This is a genomic window from Gayadomonas joobiniege G7 (assembly GCF_000300815.1).
GTDB lineage: Bacteria > Pseudomonadota > Gammaproteobacteria > Enterobacterales > Alteromonadaceae > Catenovulum > Catenovulum joobiniege.
In genome coordinates this window covers 194229-211101 of the sequence record NZ_AMRX01000006.1, presented here as the reverse complement: position 1 = coordinate 211101, position 16873 = coordinate 194229, and the positions used below count along the sequence as shown (strand labels likewise).

At 42.1% G+C, this 16873-nt stretch carries 18 protein-coding genes; 5 read left to right on the top strand and 13 right to left on the bottom strand.

The features are described from left to right. Positions 1 to 2 precede the first annotated feature (2 nt). The 8 genes from phrB to hemA all read right to left on the bottom strand — a co-directional run bounded on the left by phrB (position 3) and on the right by hemA (position 7845). Positions 3 to 1454: a deoxyribodipyrimidine photo-lyase gene (gene phrB / locus C727_RS0108110; RefSeq protein ID WP_017445127.1), complete on the bottom strand. Its 1452-nt coding sequence runs from the start codon at positions 1452 to 1454 to the stop codon at positions 3 to 5. Continuing rightward, complete coding sequence (locus C727_RS0108105) at positions 1454 to 2407, bottom strand: YbgA family protein (protein ID WP_017445126.1); 954 nt, start codon at positions 2405 to 2407, stop codon at positions 1454 to 1456. The genes phrB and C727_RS0108105 overlap by 1 nt, the downstream gene beginning before the upstream one ends. A gap of 110 nt (positions 2408 to 2517) precedes the next feature. Next, the gene (locus C727_RS0108100) at positions 2518 to 3066 is read right to left on the bottom strand and encodes an NAD(P)H nitroreductase (RefSeq protein WP_017445125.1); all 549 of its coding nucleotides are present in this window, start codon (positions 3064 to 3066) and stop codon (positions 2518 to 2520) included. A 14-nt stretch (positions 3067 to 3080) separates the two neighbouring features. Next, the gene (locus C727_RS0108095; protein WP_017445124.1) at positions 3081 to 3827 is read right to left on the bottom strand and encodes a DUF2189 domain-containing protein; all 747 of its coding nucleotides are present in this window, start codon (positions 3825 to 3827) and stop codon (positions 3081 to 3083) included. A 10-nt stretch (positions 3828 to 3837) separates the two neighbouring features. Then, complete coding sequence (locus tag C727_RS0108090) at positions 3838 to 4605, bottom strand: tetratricopeptide repeat protein (protein WP_017445123.1); 768 nt, start codon at positions 4603 to 4605, stop codon at positions 3838 to 3840. Positions 4606 to 4653: 48 nt separating this feature from the next. Further along, on the bottom strand, positions 4654 to 5493 hold the full coding sequence (gene prmC, locus C727_RS0108085) for a peptide chain release factor N(5)-glutamine methyltransferase (protein WP_017445122.1): 840 nt from the start codon (positions 5491 to 5493) through the stop codon (positions 4654 to 4656). After that, positions 5493 to 6581, bottom strand: coding sequence for a peptide chain release factor 1 (gene prfA, locus C727_RS0108080; RefSeq protein WP_017445121.1), 1089 nt, complete (start codon positions 6579 to 6581; stop codon positions 5493 to 5495). Before prfA ends, prmC begins: the two co-directional genes overlap by 1 nt. 10 nt (positions 6582 to 6591) lie before the next feature. After that, a complete protein-coding gene (gene hemA, locus C727_RS0108075; RefSeq protein WP_017445120.1) occupies positions 6592 to 7845 on the bottom strand; it encodes a glutamyl-tRNA reductase in 1254 nt (417 codons plus the stop codon). A gap of 70 nt (positions 7846 to 7915) precedes the next feature. On the opposite strand from hemA, the gene lolB reads away from it, so the two are divergent. The 3 genes from lolB to C727_RS0108060 are packed head-to-tail and all read left to right on the top strand — an operon-like array spanning position 7916 to position 10380. Continuing rightward, a complete protein-coding gene (lolB, locus tag C727_RS0108070) occupies positions 7916 to 8512 on the top strand; it encodes a lipoprotein insertase outer membrane protein LolB (RefSeq protein WP_017445119.1) in 597 nt (198 codons plus the stop codon). Continuing rightward, positions 8509 to 9390: a 4-(cytidine 5'-diphospho)-2-C-methyl-D-erythritol kinase gene (gene ispE / locus C727_RS0108065; protein WP_017445118.1), complete on the top strand. Its 882-nt coding sequence runs from the start codon at positions 8509 to 8511 to the stop codon at positions 9388 to 9390. Before lolB ends, ispE begins: the two co-directional genes overlap by 4 nt. A gap of 42 nt (positions 9391 to 9432) precedes the next feature. Then, complete coding sequence (locus tag C727_RS0108060) at positions 9433 to 10380, top strand: ribose-phosphate pyrophosphokinase (protein WP_026052628.1); 948 nt, start codon at positions 9433 to 9435, stop codon at positions 10378 to 10380. A gap of 50 nt (positions 10381 to 10430) precedes the next feature. Here the strand turns inward: C727_RS0108060 and C727_RS0108055 are convergent, their stop codons facing one another. Next, a complete protein-coding gene (locus C727_RS0108055) occupies positions 10431 to 10961 on the bottom strand; it encodes an outer membrane beta-barrel protein (RefSeq protein WP_017445116.1) in 531 nt (176 codons plus the stop codon). Positions 10962 to 11193: 232 nt separating this feature from the next. Between C727_RS0108055 and C727_RS0108045 the strand changes: the two genes are divergently transcribed. Both C727_RS0108045 and C727_RS19890 read left to right on the top strand, forming a co-directional pair. Continuing rightward, the gene (locus C727_RS0108045) at positions 11194 to 11631 is read left to right on the top strand and encodes an Rrf2 family transcriptional regulator (protein WP_017445114.1); all 438 of its coding nucleotides are present in this window, start codon (positions 11194 to 11196) and stop codon (positions 11629 to 11631) included. A gap of 156 nt (positions 11632 to 11787) precedes the next feature. Beyond that, the gene (locus tag C727_RS19890; RefSeq protein WP_017445113.1) at positions 11788 to 11913 is read left to right on the top strand and encodes a hypothetical protein; all 126 of its coding nucleotides are present in this window, start codon (positions 11788 to 11790) and stop codon (positions 11911 to 11913) included. 98 nt (positions 11914 to 12011) lie between these two features. Here C727_RS19890 and tadA read toward each other — a convergent pair whose 3' ends face one another. The 4 genes from tadA to C727_RS0108020 all read right to left on the bottom strand — a co-directional run bounded on the left by tadA (position 12012) and on the right by C727_RS0108020 (position 16870). Then, the gene (gene tadA / locus C727_RS0108035) at positions 12012 to 12545 is read right to left on the bottom strand and encodes a tRNA adenosine(34) deaminase TadA (RefSeq protein ID WP_017445112.1); all 534 of its coding nucleotides are present in this window, start codon (positions 12543 to 12545) and stop codon (positions 12012 to 12014) included. Next, positions 12542 to 14245 (bottom strand): single-stranded-DNA-specific exonuclease RecJ, encoded by a 1704-nt coding sequence (gene recJ, locus C727_RS0108030; protein ID WP_017445111.1) that lies wholly within the window; start codon positions 14243 to 14245, stop codon positions 12542 to 12544. The genes tadA and recJ overlap by 4 nt, the downstream gene beginning before the upstream one ends. 1 nt (position 14246) lies before the next feature. Next, positions 14247 to 14963 (bottom strand): bifunctional protein-disulfide isomerase/oxidoreductase DsbC, encoded by a 717-nt coding sequence (dsbC, locus tag C727_RS0108025; protein WP_017445110.1) that lies wholly within the window; start codon positions 14961 to 14963, stop codon positions 14247 to 14249. Positions 14964 to 15043: 80 nt separating this feature from the next. Next, positions 15044 to 16870 carry an ABC transporter ATP-binding protein gene (locus tag C727_RS0108020; RefSeq protein ID WP_017445109.1) on the bottom strand — a complete coding sequence of 609 codons (1827 nt, stop codon included), beginning with the start codon at positions 16868 to 16870 and terminating at the stop codon, positions 15044 to 15046. Positions 16871 to 16873 lie beyond the last annotated feature (3 nt).

Genomic DNA, 16873 nt, shown 5'->3' with positions numbered 1-16873 from the left:
CCTCATTTTAATGTTTTGTTGAGCGCGTCTTTATATATTTTTAAGGTTTTTTCACGGGCCTCTTTGTGAACCACTATCTCAGCCGGATAGGTTTTGCCGGCAAATTCTGATTTATAAGAGGCGGGTTGGTGGATGTATTTATCAGGTACTTCTGCCAGTTCTGGACAAAACCGGCGAATAAAGCGGCCTCTCGGGTCGAACCGCTCGCTTTGCGTGGTCGGATTAAAAATTCTAAAATAGGGTGCTGCGTCATACCCTGATGAAGCGCTCCATTGCCAACCACCGTTATTTGCAGCAAAATCAGCATCTACTAAGTTTTGTAAAAAATAAGCTTCGCCCCAACGCCAGTCAATTTGCAAATCCTTTACTAAAAAGCTAGCAGCTATCATTCTTAATCTATTATGCATCCACCCCGTCTCATTCAACTGACGCATGGCGGCATCTACTATAGGATAGCCTGTTTGGCCGTCACACCAAGCCTTAAAGTCCGCAGAGTTATAACGCCATTTAATATTGTTATATTCCGCTTTGACTGCTTGGCCCATACTAATAGTGTCATTCAGCGCAACCCAGTGGCGATAAAATTCTCGCCACACTAACTCACTTAGCCAAACCGCGGGCCCTGAATCAGGCTGCCATACCCTATCTCCTTGCTCTAATAACAATCGATTCAGGACTTGTCGTGGTGATAATATGCCAAGACTGAAAGCGGCTGACAAACGGCTAGTTTGTTCCAGTGCTGGAAAATCCCTCTGTTTTTGATAATCTGCAACTTGTTCACGGCAAAAACATGCAGCCTGCTGTAAAACAGCTTCTTGTTCTGCTGACCAGTTTGCAAGCTGCTGTGCGTACTTTTTAGCGGGATCACTAAATTCATTTAATGGGTAGCTTGCCGCTACCGCTTCGGCTTGCTGGCAAGCCGCATGACTTTGGGGTTTAGGTTTAGCATAACATTGAGGCCAATTTTGATTCAGTTGCTTAAGCCACTGTTTTTTAAATGGCGTAAACACTTGATACATGTCACCATCTGCTTTAACCACTTCATCAGGTGCAAAAATAACCGAGTCATGGTGCTCGTGCGGAACCACCTGATACCTATGAGCTAGAACTTTAATCTGCTCGTCTCTGCGGCGTTCATTCAACTCATAATCACAACTATAATGCAAATGCTCGAATTGAGTGTTTGACAGCCACTTTTCGAGTGCTTTGTTTGCAGCGCTAAAGGTTTGTTCTTCACTAATTATGAGCGGTATTTTAAGTTGTTTTAATTCGAGTTTTAAAGCTTGTAAACGCCGCCAGATGAAGCCCAATTTATAATTGCCTAACTCATGTTGCCGCCATTGTTTGCTGCAAGCCTGAAAAAGAGCAATCACAGGCTGTCCGCTTGCTAGTGCCTTGTCCAGACCAGCATGATCATAGGTTCGTAAATCGTTTCTATAAATGACTAAGTGCATTAACCGTTTAACCCCATATCTAACGGATAAGGGTTAAAATACGTTTGTTGCTCTAAATAATTGTTTGGATAATTTTTTAAAAAGTGTTTAATTAAAGTCAATGGGGCGAGTAAAGGCACTAAGCCTCGTTTATATTGTATAATTAACGCGGTCAGTTCTGCTTTATCATCAGTGCTCAACTGCTTTTTAAAATACCCTTGAATATGCTGCATCACATTGCAATGACGTTTACGAGTAGCAATATTTTTCATCGCTAGCATTAACGTACTAAAATATTCTGTTTTTAGCTCATCAAGTGGTGCTTTAGAATGGTTGGCAACCACTTTACCTAAACTTTTATAAGCTTGATAACTATGTGCCATAATCTGATACTTTCGTCGTGAGTGAAAGTCAATAAGGTCTTTAATTTCATCTGAGCCCGCCACATTCTCTTGCCAGTCTTTGTGCGTATATACACGCTCGATAAAATTCTCTCTTAATGGTAAATCATTCAACCGGCCGTCTTCTTCCACCGGTAAATTTGGATGTTGTTCCATTAGGGTTTGGGTAAAAATACCCACCCCATTTTTATGCTGTTGGTGACCATCAACATCAAAAACTTTTAGTCTTTCCATGCCACAACTGGGGGATTTAGAGGTGACAATAAAACCGTTTAAATGCGCCATATGTTGACATTTATGAAGACTAAACTGACGCATTGTTTCGGTGTAGTCATTCAGACCCGTTTTACTATCACGTAAATAGGTTTGACCGTTTTCTTCCACTAAACGGATCGTCGGCCGGGGAACCGGCAGGCCGATGCCTACCTCCGGGCAAATTCTGTGGTAATTGGCATACTGATTAAGAACTTTATTGGCAAATATAAGATTTTTGTGCCCGCCATCAAAACGAACATTGTCACCTAACAAACAAGCACTAATGCCTATGTCGACTTTATTAAAATTATTATTCATAGCAACCTCTTGGTATCTCCTGCTTTAACGAATTAAAAGTTAGCACAGATCAAATCCAAAAAGGTTATTTTTAGGTGATGGTCAAAAACAAAATCTTTAAAAAGAAGGGATCACCAATATTGAATATAGTTTTTTACATCTGGACGAGATTTTTCTGGTACTTCGCCAATGGCACTACCTAAGTATAAAAAACCAACAATATGTTCATTTTCAGACAGTTTTAGCTGTTGCTTAACGTGGGCGTTATAACTGTACGCACCTGATCGCCAAATCCCTTGAAATCCTTGCGCAACCGCAGCCATTTGCATTGCATGGGCTGCGCAGCCCGCGGTTAACCTCTGTTCACTTTCTGGAATTTTATGGTCTGGGGTCAAACTCACAACAACCGCAATCACTAAAGGTGCCCGTTGAGGCATCTGTTTAGCTTTTTCTATTTGCTCACAATCCGCCTGTTCTGCTTCAGCCGCTTCGGCAAAAATTTCGCCAAGATCGGTTAACGCTTTATCTTTAAAAACAATAAACCTGTATGGGGTTAAAGCGCCATGATCAGGCACTGCGACTGCCGCTTTAAAAATATTATCTAATGCTTCGCCAGTAGGCGCAGGTTCGGCTAATTTATTGTATGACGTTCGATTTAATAAAAGTTGTAATGCCTGCATGCTAACTTCCTTTTTTATACATAAAAACTGTCTTCTGCTGATTTTTCATAGGGTACCTTAAATTGCTCGCGGCAATAAAAAATATCACTGACCAAATAATAAATTGTCGCATGTAAGATAGGTATGAATACCAGCAAACCAAGAAACATTGGAATACTGGCCAACATAGCAGCAAACAAGGTGACTAAGGTAAATATCAATAAACCAGGTAAATTTGCCAAGCCGCCTTGAATTGCAAGTTTAAAAGCTGGCCAACATTTAAGGTCATAAAGCATGATAATGCCAGCGGTTAGCACCACTAACACAAAAAACGGCAAATACACCAGCCCAGCCACTTGCATAAAATACAGCCACTGCTGAGTATCAGCCAACGCAGATAAATCAATCCCAGTAATTGAGCCGGTTATCAAAACACAAATGATAGAAAATGCAAAGTTTATAACAAACAGCTGCAAAAGCGGTCCCAACCTATGTTTAAAACCAGCAAATAATAATTCAGCTTTAAAATCTTGTTCGCGATCGCTATGATGCGCTATCGCAAACACACCCGGCAATAATAGACTTAACACTATTTCACCAATAAAAGGAATTAGGGTTGCAAGGAGCGCCATCACCCAAGCAGCAATACTTATGCTGATCCAATTAAATTTGTCTGCTTTGAATAAGTTAAAACCCGCTTTATACCAATCAAACACTCTTTTAGGTGATTGTTTGCGGATAATAACTTGTTTATTTTGTTTATCTAAATTTACCGGCTGCATGACATCCTGCTTAATGTATTGGCTGAGTATTTCGGTTGATATTTTCTAATTGTAACTGAATAATTTGTGCACTCGGATCGCTTGGGCATTTTTGCACAAAAAATTTATAGTCTTCAACCGCAAACGCGTCGCAGTCTAATTGCTGCAATAAAAAACCACGATCGCGTCGTTCGTAAGGGTTATCAGGTTCTTGGGCAACTAATAAATCTGTAATTGCCAATGCTTTTGCATAGTCTTCAGCATCAATGCAGGCAGCTTTGTATAAGGATAATAAAAGGAGTACGATTGAATTTGCTTGCGGTACTTCGATTTTTTTATCTTTGCGCACTTTCCCTAAATAGGCTTCAACCTGGGCCCACTCTAGGCTTTGTCCTTGGCTTGCTTCAATAAAAACGTATTGGTTTTCGCCCATATCAATTCGCAGCAAAAGCTTTTGACCTGCAATAACAGGATCAGCAGCTAACCCAATTGAACGTAAACAATCGCTTAAAATCACTGTCATAACAGGGGCTGTACCAGTATGACTTGTTACGGCTTGAAGCAAATCAAAAGCCGCAAGTGTTTTATCACGTGGCGGCAAACTAAATAGTTGCTCAGTATAAAAGTATTCAAGAACCTGTTGAATTTTATCTACGTCTTTAATTTTGCCTGCGCAAATAGATTGCACGCCTTTTTTTAGCGATTCAAAAGCCGAAGTTGCTTGCGACAGTTCATGGCCTGAGTACAACTTTTGCGCCAAAGTTAAATAAGTATCAATGATATAAACTGGTGTTTTCAATGTTTTTCATCCAAACTAGCTTGCTCATTAGCCATATATGGGTGAACTTTATTTTTTCAATTGCCCGACTGTCACTCTTGCTTGCCCGGCCAGGTCTCGGTGGCTTGCGATATCAGTATAACCAGCTTCTTGCAAAATCTGTTGAACCTGATCACTTTGTGAATAACCATGTTCAAACAACAAATACCCTTTGCATTTTAAATAAGACCGGGCTTCGCGGGCTATTTGAATAAAATCGGCTAACCCGTGCTCATGGGCCACTAATGCTGATTTGGGTTCAAATCTTACATCCCCCTGTGATAAATGCGGATCGTCTGCGTCAATATAAGGGGGATTGCTAACGATGAAATGGTATGTCTGGCTCGCCAGCGGCTTGAACCAACTCCCTTGATAAATATTTATTGGCAGCTTAAGGGCTTTTGAATTTTCTCGGGCCAACTCTGCAGCTTCGGCATTAAACTCAACTGCATCAATTTCCCAGTCCGGTAATTCCGATTTTAACGCTAAAGCTATCGCGCCTGTCCCTGTGCCCAAATCTAATAAAACACCATTTTTTTGTGGTGTTTGGCTAATCAAGGCTAACGTACATGCGACCAAAGTTTCAGTATCAGGACGAGGGATAAGGGTACTAGCATTAACTTTTAAGTTGAGCCCCCAAAATTCACGATACCCTAAAATATGCGCAATCGGCTCACCTTGTAGACGCCTTTTAAGTAAGCTTTGATAAGCTGCTTCCTGTTGCAAGCTTAACGGTTTATCTGGCCATGTTAATAAATAACTCCGGTCCGCTTTTTGCAAAACCGCTAATAACAAAAGCTGTGCATCTAAAATGGCCGAGTCGGATTGAATTTGCCGACTCGCCAGCCGCCAAGCTTGCTCAATTTGCATTAATTATCCTGTGCCAGGGCCGCTAGTTGATCGGCTTGGTGTTCTTGTACTAGTGGATCAATCACTACGTCTAAATCACCTTCCATCACTTCATTTAAGCGATACAAAGTTAGATTAATACGGTGATCGGTGATCCGGCTTTGCGGGTAATTATAAGTGCGAATACGCTCTGAACGGTCACCACTGCCTATGATACTTCTTCTGGTATCCGCTTCTTGACTACGGCGTTTTTCGTCTTCGGCCGCTTGTAACCGAGCGACCAAAACTGACATAGCTTTGGCTTTATTTTTATGCTGTGAGCGCTCATCCTGACATTCAACCACAACACCAGTGGGTAAGTGAGTAATGCGAACCGCCGAATCCGTTTTATTTACGTGCTGACCACCAGCCCCAGAAGCACGGTAAGTATCAATTCTAAGTTCGGCTGGGTTAATTTCGATCGCTTCCGATTCTGGGATTTCGGGTAAAATGGCAACTGTACATGCTGACGTATGGATGCGCCCTTGTGACTCAGTCTCAGGCACTCGCTGCACGCGGTGACCACCCGACTCAAACTTAAGCTGGCCATACGCACCGTCTCCTGTGATGCGCGCAACCACTTCTTTGTAACCGCCTTGTTCACTTTCATTTGCATTAACCAACTCAATGCGCCAACCGCGGCGCTCGCAATAGCGTGAATACATACGGAAAAGATCACCGGCAAAAATCCCAGCTTCATCGCCGCCAGCACCCGCTCGGATCTCAACAAAACAGTTGCGCTCGTCGTTGGGATCACGCGGCAATAATAAAATCTGCAATTCGTCTTTTATGCGCTCAAGGCCTTCTTTAATCGACTTGATCTCTTCTTGTGCCATTTCTTTCATTTCGGCGTCATCTTCTGACAGCATTTCTTCAGCGGCCGCCATATCTGCTTGCATCTGCTGGTAGTTTTGAAAGCTCTTTACAACTTCTTCTAACTGACTGTACTCTTTTGACAAGGCTCGGAATTTATCCTGGTTTGAGATCACTTCACTATCACCCAGTAAAGCCTGCACTTCTTCGTAGCGCTCTACAAGCGCTTCAAGTTTTCGTAAAATGGATTCTTTCATAATGTCCTGTTTAGTCTGACTCTATGCCAAAATGCTCGGCAAGAAATTCTATATTCGTTTGATCTTGATTTCGGGCCGCTTGTCGCAACGCCATTGTTGGCGGATGGACTAGCTGATTGGTTAATTTATTTGCAAGCTCGGTTATAACTTTTTCTGGGTCAACCCCGCGGGCCAGTTGACGCAATGCTTTCGCTTCTAAACCGGCACGTATCTCGTCAGCTTGATGACGGTAGTTTTTAACATAGTCGAGCGCTGCACGGGAGCTTAACCAAGCTCTAAATTGCTCAGCTTCTTGTGCGATAATTAACTCTGCTTGTGCGGCCGCTTGTTCACGCTTTTGCTGATTTTTTTGTACTATCGATTGCAGATCATCAACCGTATATAAGTATACGTTATCAACGTCGTTTACCCGTGTTTCTATGTCTCTGGGCACTGCAAGGTCTACCATAAACATAGGACGGTTTCGACGCTTTTCCATTGCATTTTCAACCATACCTTTACCAATCAGGGGCAAAGTACTGGCGGTTGAACTGACCACAATGTCAACGTCTTCCATTAACTCTGGGATTGCTGATAAAGTGGCTGTTTCGGCGTTAAAACTTTCCGCGAGCAATTTCGCCCGCTGCAAGCTACGATTGGCCACTATCATTTGAGTCACACCTGCTTCGCTTAGGTGGCGTGCAACCAATTCCGTGGTTTCACCCGCCCCCACCAGTAATACTTTAACTTTCTGTAAGTCGGCAAAAATATGTTTACTTAAACTCACCGCAGCAAATGCAACCGAAACCGCCGACTCACCAATACCAGTTTCTGTGCGAACACGTTTAGCGACCGAAAAACTATGCTCAAATAAACGCGACAAACTGGTGCCCAAAGCTTCCAACTGGCGGGCCTGTGCAAACGATTGTTTAAGTTGCCCTAAAATCTGCGGTTCACCTAATACCATAGAGTCAAGCCCGCAAGCCACTCGCATCAAATGCTCAGTGGTATCGGATTGATAAAAATATAAACAATCCTCTAATTCGTTTGTTTCCATACCATGAAACTCAGTCAGCCAGTCGATGGCGTTAGCTTTGTCGAGGGCTTCGGCGTTAAGATAAATTTCAGTTCTGTTGCAGGTAGAAACGATAACAACTTCCAACGCGCCAAATCTAGCGCCCAAAGAGTCCGCTGCTTCTGCAATTCTGTCTGATGAAAACGCTATTTTCTCCCGTACGCTAACCGGAGCTGTTTTATAGCTAATGCCGAAAGAAAATAAAGCCATTGATTATGTTGAGTTTGCCTGTAGATTCAGTTTAAGATAATTTGTTAATTTTACGAGATGGACGGTCAGATTGAAAGCTTTTCACATACCCATTCGCACTTTAATCTTATTGATCGCTGTTTTTCTGAGCGCCTGTAGTAGTTTGCCCGATTCATCTAATGACACCCAAATCACAGATATCAGACAAATCAATCAGTTTCACCTAACTGGAAAAATAGCTTTTATTAACCCACAAAAACGCCACTCTGCAAACTTATATTGGCGACAAGTGCAAAATAACTATGATATCCGTTTAACCACGTTATTAGGCATTTCGCTGGCTAAAATAGAGGGTGGACGCCAACAAATTAAAATTCAAGCCGACGGTGAAACTTATCAATCAAATGCGCCCAATCGTTTAGTTGAAAATGTCATCGGCTGGCCGATTCCGGTTGATCAACTCGCCAACTGGGTGCTCGGACGCCATCAAGGTGTTGTTATGAGTGTTGATCAAGATAAACGTGCAAAAAAAGTTTTGGTTCGCATTAATGCAGATGAAGAATGGATGCTGACCTATCATGATTATAAAAAAATTGGCAACATTGAACTCCCCGGTAGAATTGAATGTGAACGCTATCAAAATCGGCTTATTTTAAAAATAAATCAATGGAGCGAACTAAGCCAATGAAATCTCAGTACGTGTGTCTGTCCCCTGCCAAAATCAACTGGTTTTTGCACATCACCAAAAAAAGAGCTGATGGTTATCATGATTTAAGCACTTTGTTTCAGTTTGTCAGCCTCGCCGATGAATTGATTTTTAATCCCGAACAATCTGGCAAAATTAATTTAACCGGTGATCTTAGCGGCACCAGTGTCAATGACAACCTGGTTTACCGAGCCGCAAAATTAATTAAACCTTTCGCCCAAAATACCCATGCAGGTGTTTCTATAAATATCAAAAAAGTGATCCCACAGGGCGCTGGTTTAGGGGGGGGATCATCAAATGCAGCAAGCGTTTTGTTAATGTTGAACCAAATCTGGCAAGCACATTTGTCGATAGATAAACTGGCCGAGCTTGGACAAACATTAGGTGCCGATGTGCCTGTTTTTGTTCGTGGGGAAACTGCATTCGCAACAGGAACTGGCGACATATTAACACCTGCAAATATAACCAGCCAATGGCTGGTATTAGCGATTGATAAAAAATGCCATATCAGTACCGCAAAAATGTTTGCCGCGGAAAATCTAAATCGCAGTAGCACTATTGTGCATCCAGATCAGTATTCGTTCGCAAATAGCCACAATGATTTTGAGCCGATTGCACGGACTTTGTATCCATCGGTTGCCAAAACCTTAGACTGGTTGGTAGAATACGCGCCAGCTAGACTGACTGGCACAGGTGCATGCTGTTTTGCTGTTTGTGAGAGCCAACAACACGCGCAAAAAATAGCCGATAGTACGCCACAAGGATTAACCTCTTATGTTGTGCAAACCTTGCCATCGTCACCTGTCCATAAACAAATTATGGAAGAATTTTCGTCATTAACTGAACCTGACTACAGTTAATAATTATGTATAACTTAGTAAAATCACCTGAGGTCCATCACTGTGCCTGACATGAAAATCTTCACCGGAAATGCTACTCCAGAATTGGCGCAACGCATTGCCAACCGTTTATATACCCGTTTAGGATCCTCTGTTTGTGGCCGTTTTAGTGATGGTGAAATCAGCGTCCAAATTAATGAAAACGTGCGGGGTGCTGACGTTTTTATTATTCAATCAACGTGCGCGCCAACCAATGACAATCTAATGGAATTGATTGTGATGATAGATGCCTTACGCCGTGCATCTGCAGGTCGTATCACTGCGGTTATCCCTTATTTTGGTTATGCGCGCCAAGACCGACGCGTCCGCTCTGCCCGAGTACCTATCACAGCTAAAGTCGTTGCAGACTTCTTATCAAACGTTGGTGTGGACCGCGTTTTGACTGTTGATTTACACGCTGAACAGATTCAGGGCTTTTTTGACGTACCTGTAGATAACGTATTTGGCAGCCCAATTTTAATTGAACATATGCGTGAGCAAAAATTTGATAACCCTGTTGTTGTATCTCCAGATATCGGCGGTGTTGTCAGAGCTCGAGCAATTGCCAAACAGTTCGATGACTGTGATTTAGCGATTATCGATAAACGACGACCTCGTGCGAACGTTGCTCAAGTTATGCACCTGATTGGTGAAGTTGAAAACCGTGACTGTATCATTGTCGATGATATGATAGATACGGGTGGTACCTTGTGTAAAGCAGCGGCAGCATTAAAAGAAAAAGGCGCACGCCAAGTTTTTGCTTACGCGACTCACCCTGTATTTTCGGGCAATGCAGTTGAAAACATCAGTCAATCTCAAATCGATAAATTAATTGTGACCGACAGTATCCCTCTATCGACTGAAATGCGCGCGGTGGATAAAGTTGAACAGTTGACCCTAAGCTCTATGCTAGCGGAAGCAATTCGCCGCGTCAGCAATGAAGAGTCTATTTCTGCAATGTTTGAAAGCTAAAACGAATCAACACAAGCAGATAAGGCTGCTGCCTTATCTGCTTATTGTATTTAGAAACCAAACTTTAGACCAATACTGGCCACTTCAACCTCATCAATTTCTTCGTACTTTAATTCAACCGCTGATGCCGACGTAAACTGCATGCCGATACCCGCGCCTAAACCTGCTTCCCAATCGTCATCGTCCTGACCATCCCATTCTATCGTATTGCCGGCAAAATCATATTCGTACTCGGCTTGAGAATAAGAAGGGGCAACAAATGCGTAAAATCCTGAGTCAGTTTCAAATTGAGCCCGTAAAGCAACTGCTTTATACATGTCTAACTCAACTTCTGTGTCTGTATCTCCAATCACCAGATTGTCGTTACCAACCCCTGTTCCTAAACGAACTTCCGGCATAATAGAAAAACCGTTTTGAATTGGCATCTTGTAACCCAAACTCGCGGTAACCGCGTCAACGCTTACATCCGAGTCTTCAACGTCATTAGAAAAATAAGTATAATCTATCCCACCGACCCAAGCGGCGCTCGCAGAAAATGAACTTAACGCTAATACTAAAGAAGCCATCGTTTTATTAAGCATATAATATCCTTACCTTGGTTAATCAAAGAGTTAAACAATGAATTTAAACCAGTTTTTTGCTGGTTTCGATATTTTCAACGTGCACCAAAATGAATCAGATCAATTTTTTTTGCATGGAAAAGTAAAAAGTTAACAAGGTCACATTTTTAAACGACGACCAGACTCAGCTAATCGTTGCAAAATATTTAAGACCTGCTATTTTGTAAGCTACTAGTAGTAGTTAAGTAGACTTATGCAAATAACGCTTTTTACCGATTATTCTTTGCGAACTTTGATTTTTTTAGCGGAGAAGCCAACAGGTTTTAAAATTTCTCTTGGCCAACTAGCAGAATTTTTTAATATGAATCTGCATCATTTGCAAAAAGTCAGTCAAAAATTGGTGCAACTCGGATATCTTGATTCTGTTCGCGGGAAACAGGGCGGAATAAGTTTATTGATCGATCCTCACGCACTCACTATTGGTGAGGTCGTGCGCAATATGGAACCCTCGTTAGAACCGGTGGATTGTGACAATAACGGCTGTCCAATTACCACTTCGTGTCAATTGCGCAGCCTATTTTATGATGCTGCTCAAGCATTTTTAACGAAACTTGATCAAAAAACGTTGGCGCAGGTCGCTTACAAAGGACCTGGCAATGTAAGTGATCTTTTAACGTTAGACGTCGTATAGTTAAACAAATTAAACAGATTATTATAGTTTGAGCTTTTATTAATTTGTGATAACTTACTAACAAGAGTGTAACCTAAATGACATATCCCCATCATGCGAATGTCATTATATAGTGTTTTAATCTCTAGGATTTAATTTAAACAAAAGGAGTCTCTAATGAAAAGAAGACGTATTAATACAAATTCAGGTCGTCGTAAACTGATGCTGAAAAAAATTCACAATAAAGTAATTTCTCGTCGCAAATCTTATGCGAATATTCAAATGGAGGAAGCTGTTGTATAGTTTCCTCAGCCTCCCCTCTTTAACCCTCTCCGAACATGCCACTGAGTCAACTGTTAAACCTCATATAATATATTACTGAATATCCGATTTGTTGGTCTTCATTTTAACATGATGTTTGCGGCTGTTTCAGCGTCGAGCACTTTTTGCTGCTGCTTTTTAGCTTTAATTTGTTGACGTCTATAGGCAAAAAAATCGGACAACTTTTGGCCGCATTGCTCAGCCAAAATGCCTCGCGTAAACGCAATTTTATGGTTCATCGACGAGTGTTGCAACAGGTTCAAAGCAGAGCCACAAGCGCCTGTTTTTAGATCGCTTGCACCGACCACCAGCCGCTGGATACGACTATGCACCAACATGCCACTGCACATAGCGCAGGGCTCCAAAGTAACATATAAAGTACAACCCAATAAGCGATAGTTTTTTAGCATCTGACCGGCTCGCCGGATCGCCAAAACTTCTGCATGAGCGGACGGGTCATGTAAACTAATCGTCTGGTTAAAGGCTTGACTGACTAATTCATTGTCTTTAACCACTACAGCCCCTACTGGAACTTCGCCTGCGTCCCAAGCCATTTGGGCGCAATCTAATGCTTGTTGCATCCAGTATTCGTCTATCAAGTTCTGCTCTGTCATACAGGTAACGCCGCCTCAACCAATAACTGAACTGATTTTTGCCCTCTAAACTCATTAATGTCCAGCGTAAAAGCAACATGCGCTTGCTCAGCACTGCTATGCCAAATGTCCGGATTATAATTAAACCAAATGGCATCAAATAAGTCACCCGATGGGTGTTGCAACACCAGCTTTAGATGTTTATCTTGCAAAACTCTGTCCTGAACCACCTTAAATGTGTCATCAAAAACAGGTTTTTCAAATGCTTGACCCCAAGGCATCGCACTTTTTAATATTTGAGCTAATTCTAACGTATAGTCGGCTGCTTTAAGTGGGCCATCTGACCAACAAACATCATCGAATACGCTGGCATCTGCTACTTGGTCAACAGTTTTTTCAAATGCATTTTTAAAGTGTTCAAAATCTGCTTCGCTAATCGTCAAACCAGCCGCCATGGCGTGGCCACCAAATTTATGAATTAAACCCGGCTTTTCGGTATTAATACGCTCTAATAAGTCGCGTATATGGATGCCTTTAATGGAACGACAAGAACCTTTAATCAACCCATTGTCATCAGCAGCGAATACAGCAACCGGCCTGTGGTATCTTTCTTTTAAACGCCCGGCCAAAATACCAATTACGCCTTGATGCCAGTCGTTTTGGTACATAGCGATAGCACTGGGCAAACGAGTCAATTGAATGTTTTGTAAACTTTTCAACGCTTCTTGCTGCATGCTGCTTTCAATGGCTTTGCGTTCATGGTTTAAATTATCAAGTGAGGCCGCCAACCGAAATGCTTGTTGATAATCGTTGCTTAATAAACAATGAATGCCAACTGAGATATCATCTAACCGGCCCGCCGCATTTAACCTAGGTGCAACAGCAAAACCAAAGTCTGCTGATACCAGTTGACGCGGATCTCTTTTACTCACATCCAAAAGTGCCCGAATCCCTGGCCTGACATAACCACTGCGGATGCGATTGATGCCTTGCTGGACCAATATCCGATTAATATCATCTAATGGCACAACATCAGCCACTGTGCCTAACGCAACTAAATCTAACAAGCTGGCTAAATTAGGCTCTTGCAGGCCACGCTCGGTAAAATAATTTCGCTGACGTAAATAACTACGTAATGCCATCATCAAATAAAAAGCAACCCCAACTCCGGCAATGCATTTGCTTGGGAACTGACAATCTTTCCTATTGGGATTCACGATAGCATCTGCTTCAGGTAAACAGTCACCGGGCAAATGGTGATCAGTAATAATGACCTGCATGCCCAGCTCTTTTGCCCGCTGCACGCCAGAATGACAAGAAATACCGTTATCTACAGTGACAATCAATTGGGCCCCTTGTTGATGGGCAATGTCCACCAAAGGCACGGATAAACCGTAACCAAACTCAAATCGGTTGGGTACTAAAAAGTCGAGTGCTTGCGAGCCCATTTGCTGCAAGGCTTCAAGGCAAAGTGCAGTACTGGTGGCACCGTCGGCATCAAAATCGCCAACAATCAAAATTTTTTTTTGGCTCAGCAATGCTTGGTATAAACAGTCACAGGCTTTATCTAAATCAGCAAGTTTGGGAGGACTCAAACGTTTTAGGGTAAGCTCTGTTTCTTCATCTTGTAAACCCCGATGCGCTAATACTCTTTGCAAAATCGGATGAAATGCAGGGCTGGACACTCTTTGTCCAGCCAGTTGACGTCTTACTATACGCATTTTAGCCTTGTAATATTTTTAACATATCAGCGGGTGGCCGATAACCCGGCACCAGCTGACCATCTTGCAATAATACCGCGGGTGTGCCACTGACCCCAACTTGTTGACCAAACTCGTATTGATCTTTGACTGGGTTTTTACATTGTTTTTGTTTTACGTCGCCATGTAACTTAGCATCGGTTAACGCTTGTTGCTCGTCGTCCGCACACCAAACGCTGACCATATCACTAAAAGATTTACTATTAATACCATTACGTGGAAACGCTAAATAATTAACCGTAATGCCAAGCGCATTGTATTCTTCGATTTGTTTATGCATTTTTCGGCAATAACCACAGGTAATGTCAGTAAATACATTAATCTGATATTTTTCATCTTTCGCTTTATAACTAATCATTTGGCCAGAAAAATCTTTTAACCCTTGCTTGCGCACATCGGTTAAAATATTTTCCGAATAATTGGCCATGCCTTTATCCATATCATACATCTGACCATGAATAAAAAAGCTGCCATCATTGCTCACATAAAACAAACCACGATTGGTTAACACCGCTGACAAGCCTGAAACCGGTGATGGCAATATTTTTTCAACCGCCAAACCCACTCGCTCTTCAACGGCTTGTTTAATTTTTTCGTTTGAGTCTGCGGCAGACACAATAAAAGCGCTGCTTAATAAACTGGCGGCCAGTGCGGTTTTACGCCAAAAATTTTTAATCATAATTCATCCACTATTAATTCTACGTTTACGACCTTAATAAGACCTTGTTAATACTTAAAAAGTTACAACTTTATTTGGTTTTATTCAGTGCCAATAAAACCACCTGTCTGATGCGACCATAATTGAGCATAAATCCCGCCTTTGTCGAGCAATTCTTGATGAGTCCCCTGCTCAGCAATTTTTCCTTGATCTAAAACAATTAGACGGTCCATCGCTGCGATCGTAGATAATCTGTGTGCAATTGCAATGACAGTTTTACCTTCCATTAACTGATACAGGCTGGTTTGAATCGCTGCTTCAACTTCTGAATCTAATGCTGAAGTCGCTTCATCAAGCACTAGTATTGGCGCATCTTTTAATAACACCCGCGCTATCGCAATGCGCTGGCGTTGTCCACCACTCAGTTTAACGCCACGCTCACCAACTTGAGCATCATAACCAACACGCCCTTTTAAATCGGATAAGGTTTCAATAAATTGGTGTGCTTCAGCTTGTTTGGCCGCTGTTATAAGCTCAGCTTCGCTGGCGTTATTCCGCCCATATAAAATATTTTCTCGCACCGAACGATGCAGCAAAGATGTATCTTGGGTGACCATGCCGATTTGTGCACGCAAACTTTCTTGCTGAACTTGACTGATATCTTGCCCATCAATTTTAATGCTGCCAGCTTGAATATCAAAAAAGCGCAATAACAAATTAACCAGGGTTGATTTGCCGGCTCCAGATCGACCAACAATGCCAACCTTTTCGCCAGCTTTAATGTTCAAATTTAGCCGATTAAAAACGTCAATATCACCATACCTAAAAGACACTTGATTAAACTCAATCGCACCTTTTTCAATTTTAAGAGGCGAGGCCTGTGGTTTATCTTGGACGTCGCGTGTTTGACTCAAAGTATGCATGCCGTCAGTGGCTGTCCCTATGTTTTCAAATAGCGAACTCACTTCCCACATGATCCACTGAGACATACCATTTAGGCGCAGCGACAAACTCACAGCCACCGCAATTGCACCAACACTAATTAAACTTAAATTCCACAACCAAATCGACATAGCACCAATGACAAATAACAACAAATAATTGCTAATCTGCACCAATGAAATCATCCCGGTTGCCAATCGCATTTGACGATACACTGTGGTTAAAAAACCTTGCATGCCAGCGCGAGCATAGTCAGCTTCTTGTTTAGTATGGGCAAACAATTTAACTGTGTTGATATTGGTATAACTATCAACAATACGCCCTGTCATGTCTGCTCTTGCATCCGCTTGTTGCATCGAAGCCTGTTTTAATTTAGGGATAAAAAACAATTGAATGCCGATATAAAGAACTAACCAAACTAAAATAGGGAGCACTAACCGCCAATCAGCTTGCGCTATCAAAACCAACATGCTGACAAAGTAGATAATAATGTATACAAATACATCTAAAAGTTTCATGACACTTTCTCGAACTGCCAACGCAGTCTGCATCACTTTAGTTGAAATACGGCCGGCAAAATCATTTTGAAAAAAACCGACACTTTGCCCCAACATATATTTATGTGATAGCCAACGTATCCTCATCGGGTAGTTCCCCAGCAAGGTTTGATGCACAATCACAGCGTGAAAAAATATTACCAAAGGGGCAATGACAAGCACCAACAAAGCCACCCCAATCAGCTCGTTTTGAAACTGGTTAAAAAAGGTTTCTGGGGTGTTTTGGGTCAGCTTGTCAACCAAATCACCTAAATAAGCCATCAAATAGGCTTCGATAATGGCCAACCCCGCGGTCAAAGTGGCCATTAAGAACAAGTATTTTTCACAGCCTTTGGTGTAGTGCCGGCAAAAAGCAAACAAGGTTTTTGGTGGCGTAGAAGCAGTTTCTTCAGGGAAAGCAGCAACTAGACCTTCAAAAAATTTAAACATAGG

Coding starts and splice junctions, on each gene's coding strand:
- prfA (WP_017445121.1), bottom strand. CDS start 6,581: ATGAAAGAATCCATTTTACGAAAACTTGAAGCGCTTGTAGAGCGCTAC.
- prmC (WP_017445122.1), bottom strand. CDS start 5,493: ATGCAAATTGAGCAAGCTTGGCGGCTGGCGAGTCGGCAAATTCAATCC.
- tadA (WP_017445112.1), bottom strand. CDS start 12,545: ATGACAGAGCAGAACTTGATAGACGAATACTGGATGCAACAAGCATTA.
- recJ (WP_017445111.1), bottom strand. CDS start 14,245: ATGCGTATAGTAAGACGTCAACTGGCTGGACAAAGAGTGTCCAGCCCT.
- C727_RS0108020 (WP_017445109.1), bottom strand. CDS start 16,870: ATGTTTAAATTTTTTGAAGGTCTAGTTGCTGCTTTCCCTGAAGAAACT.
- C727_RS0108095 (WP_017445124.1), bottom strand. CDS start 3,827: ATGCAGCCGGTAAATTTAGATAAACAAAATAAACAAGTTATTATCCGC.
- hemA (WP_017445120.1), bottom strand. CDS start 7,845: ATGGCTTTATTTTCTTTCGGCATTAGCTATAAAACAGCTCCGGTTAGC.
- C727_RS19890 (WP_017445113.1), top strand. CDS start 11,788: ATGAAAAGAAGACGTATTAATACAAATTCAGGTCGTCGTAAACTGATG.
- C727_RS0108045 (WP_017445114.1), top strand. CDS start 11,194: ATGCAAATAACGCTTTTTACCGATTATTCTTTGCGAACTTTGATTTTT.
- phrB (WP_017445127.1), bottom strand. CDS start 1,454: ATGCACTTAGTCATTTATAGAAACGATTTACGAACCTATGATCATGCT.
- C727_RS0108055 (WP_017445116.1), bottom strand. CDS start 10,961: ATGCTTAATAAAACGATGGCTTCTTTAGTATTAGCGTTAAGTTCATTT.
- C727_RS0108105 (WP_017445126.1), bottom strand. CDS start 2,407: ATGAATAATAATTTTAATAAAGTCGACATAGGCATTAGTGCTTGTTTG.
- C727_RS0108100 (WP_017445125.1), bottom strand. CDS start 3,066: ATGCAGGCATTACAACTTTTATTAAATCGAACGTCATACAATAAATTA.
- dsbC (WP_017445110.1), bottom strand. CDS start 14,963: ATGATTAAAAATTTTTGGCGTAAAACCGCACTGGCCGCCAGTTTATTA.
- ispE (WP_017445118.1), top strand. CDS start 8,509: ATGAAATCTCAGTACGTGTGTCTGTCCCCTGCCAAAATCAACTGGTTT.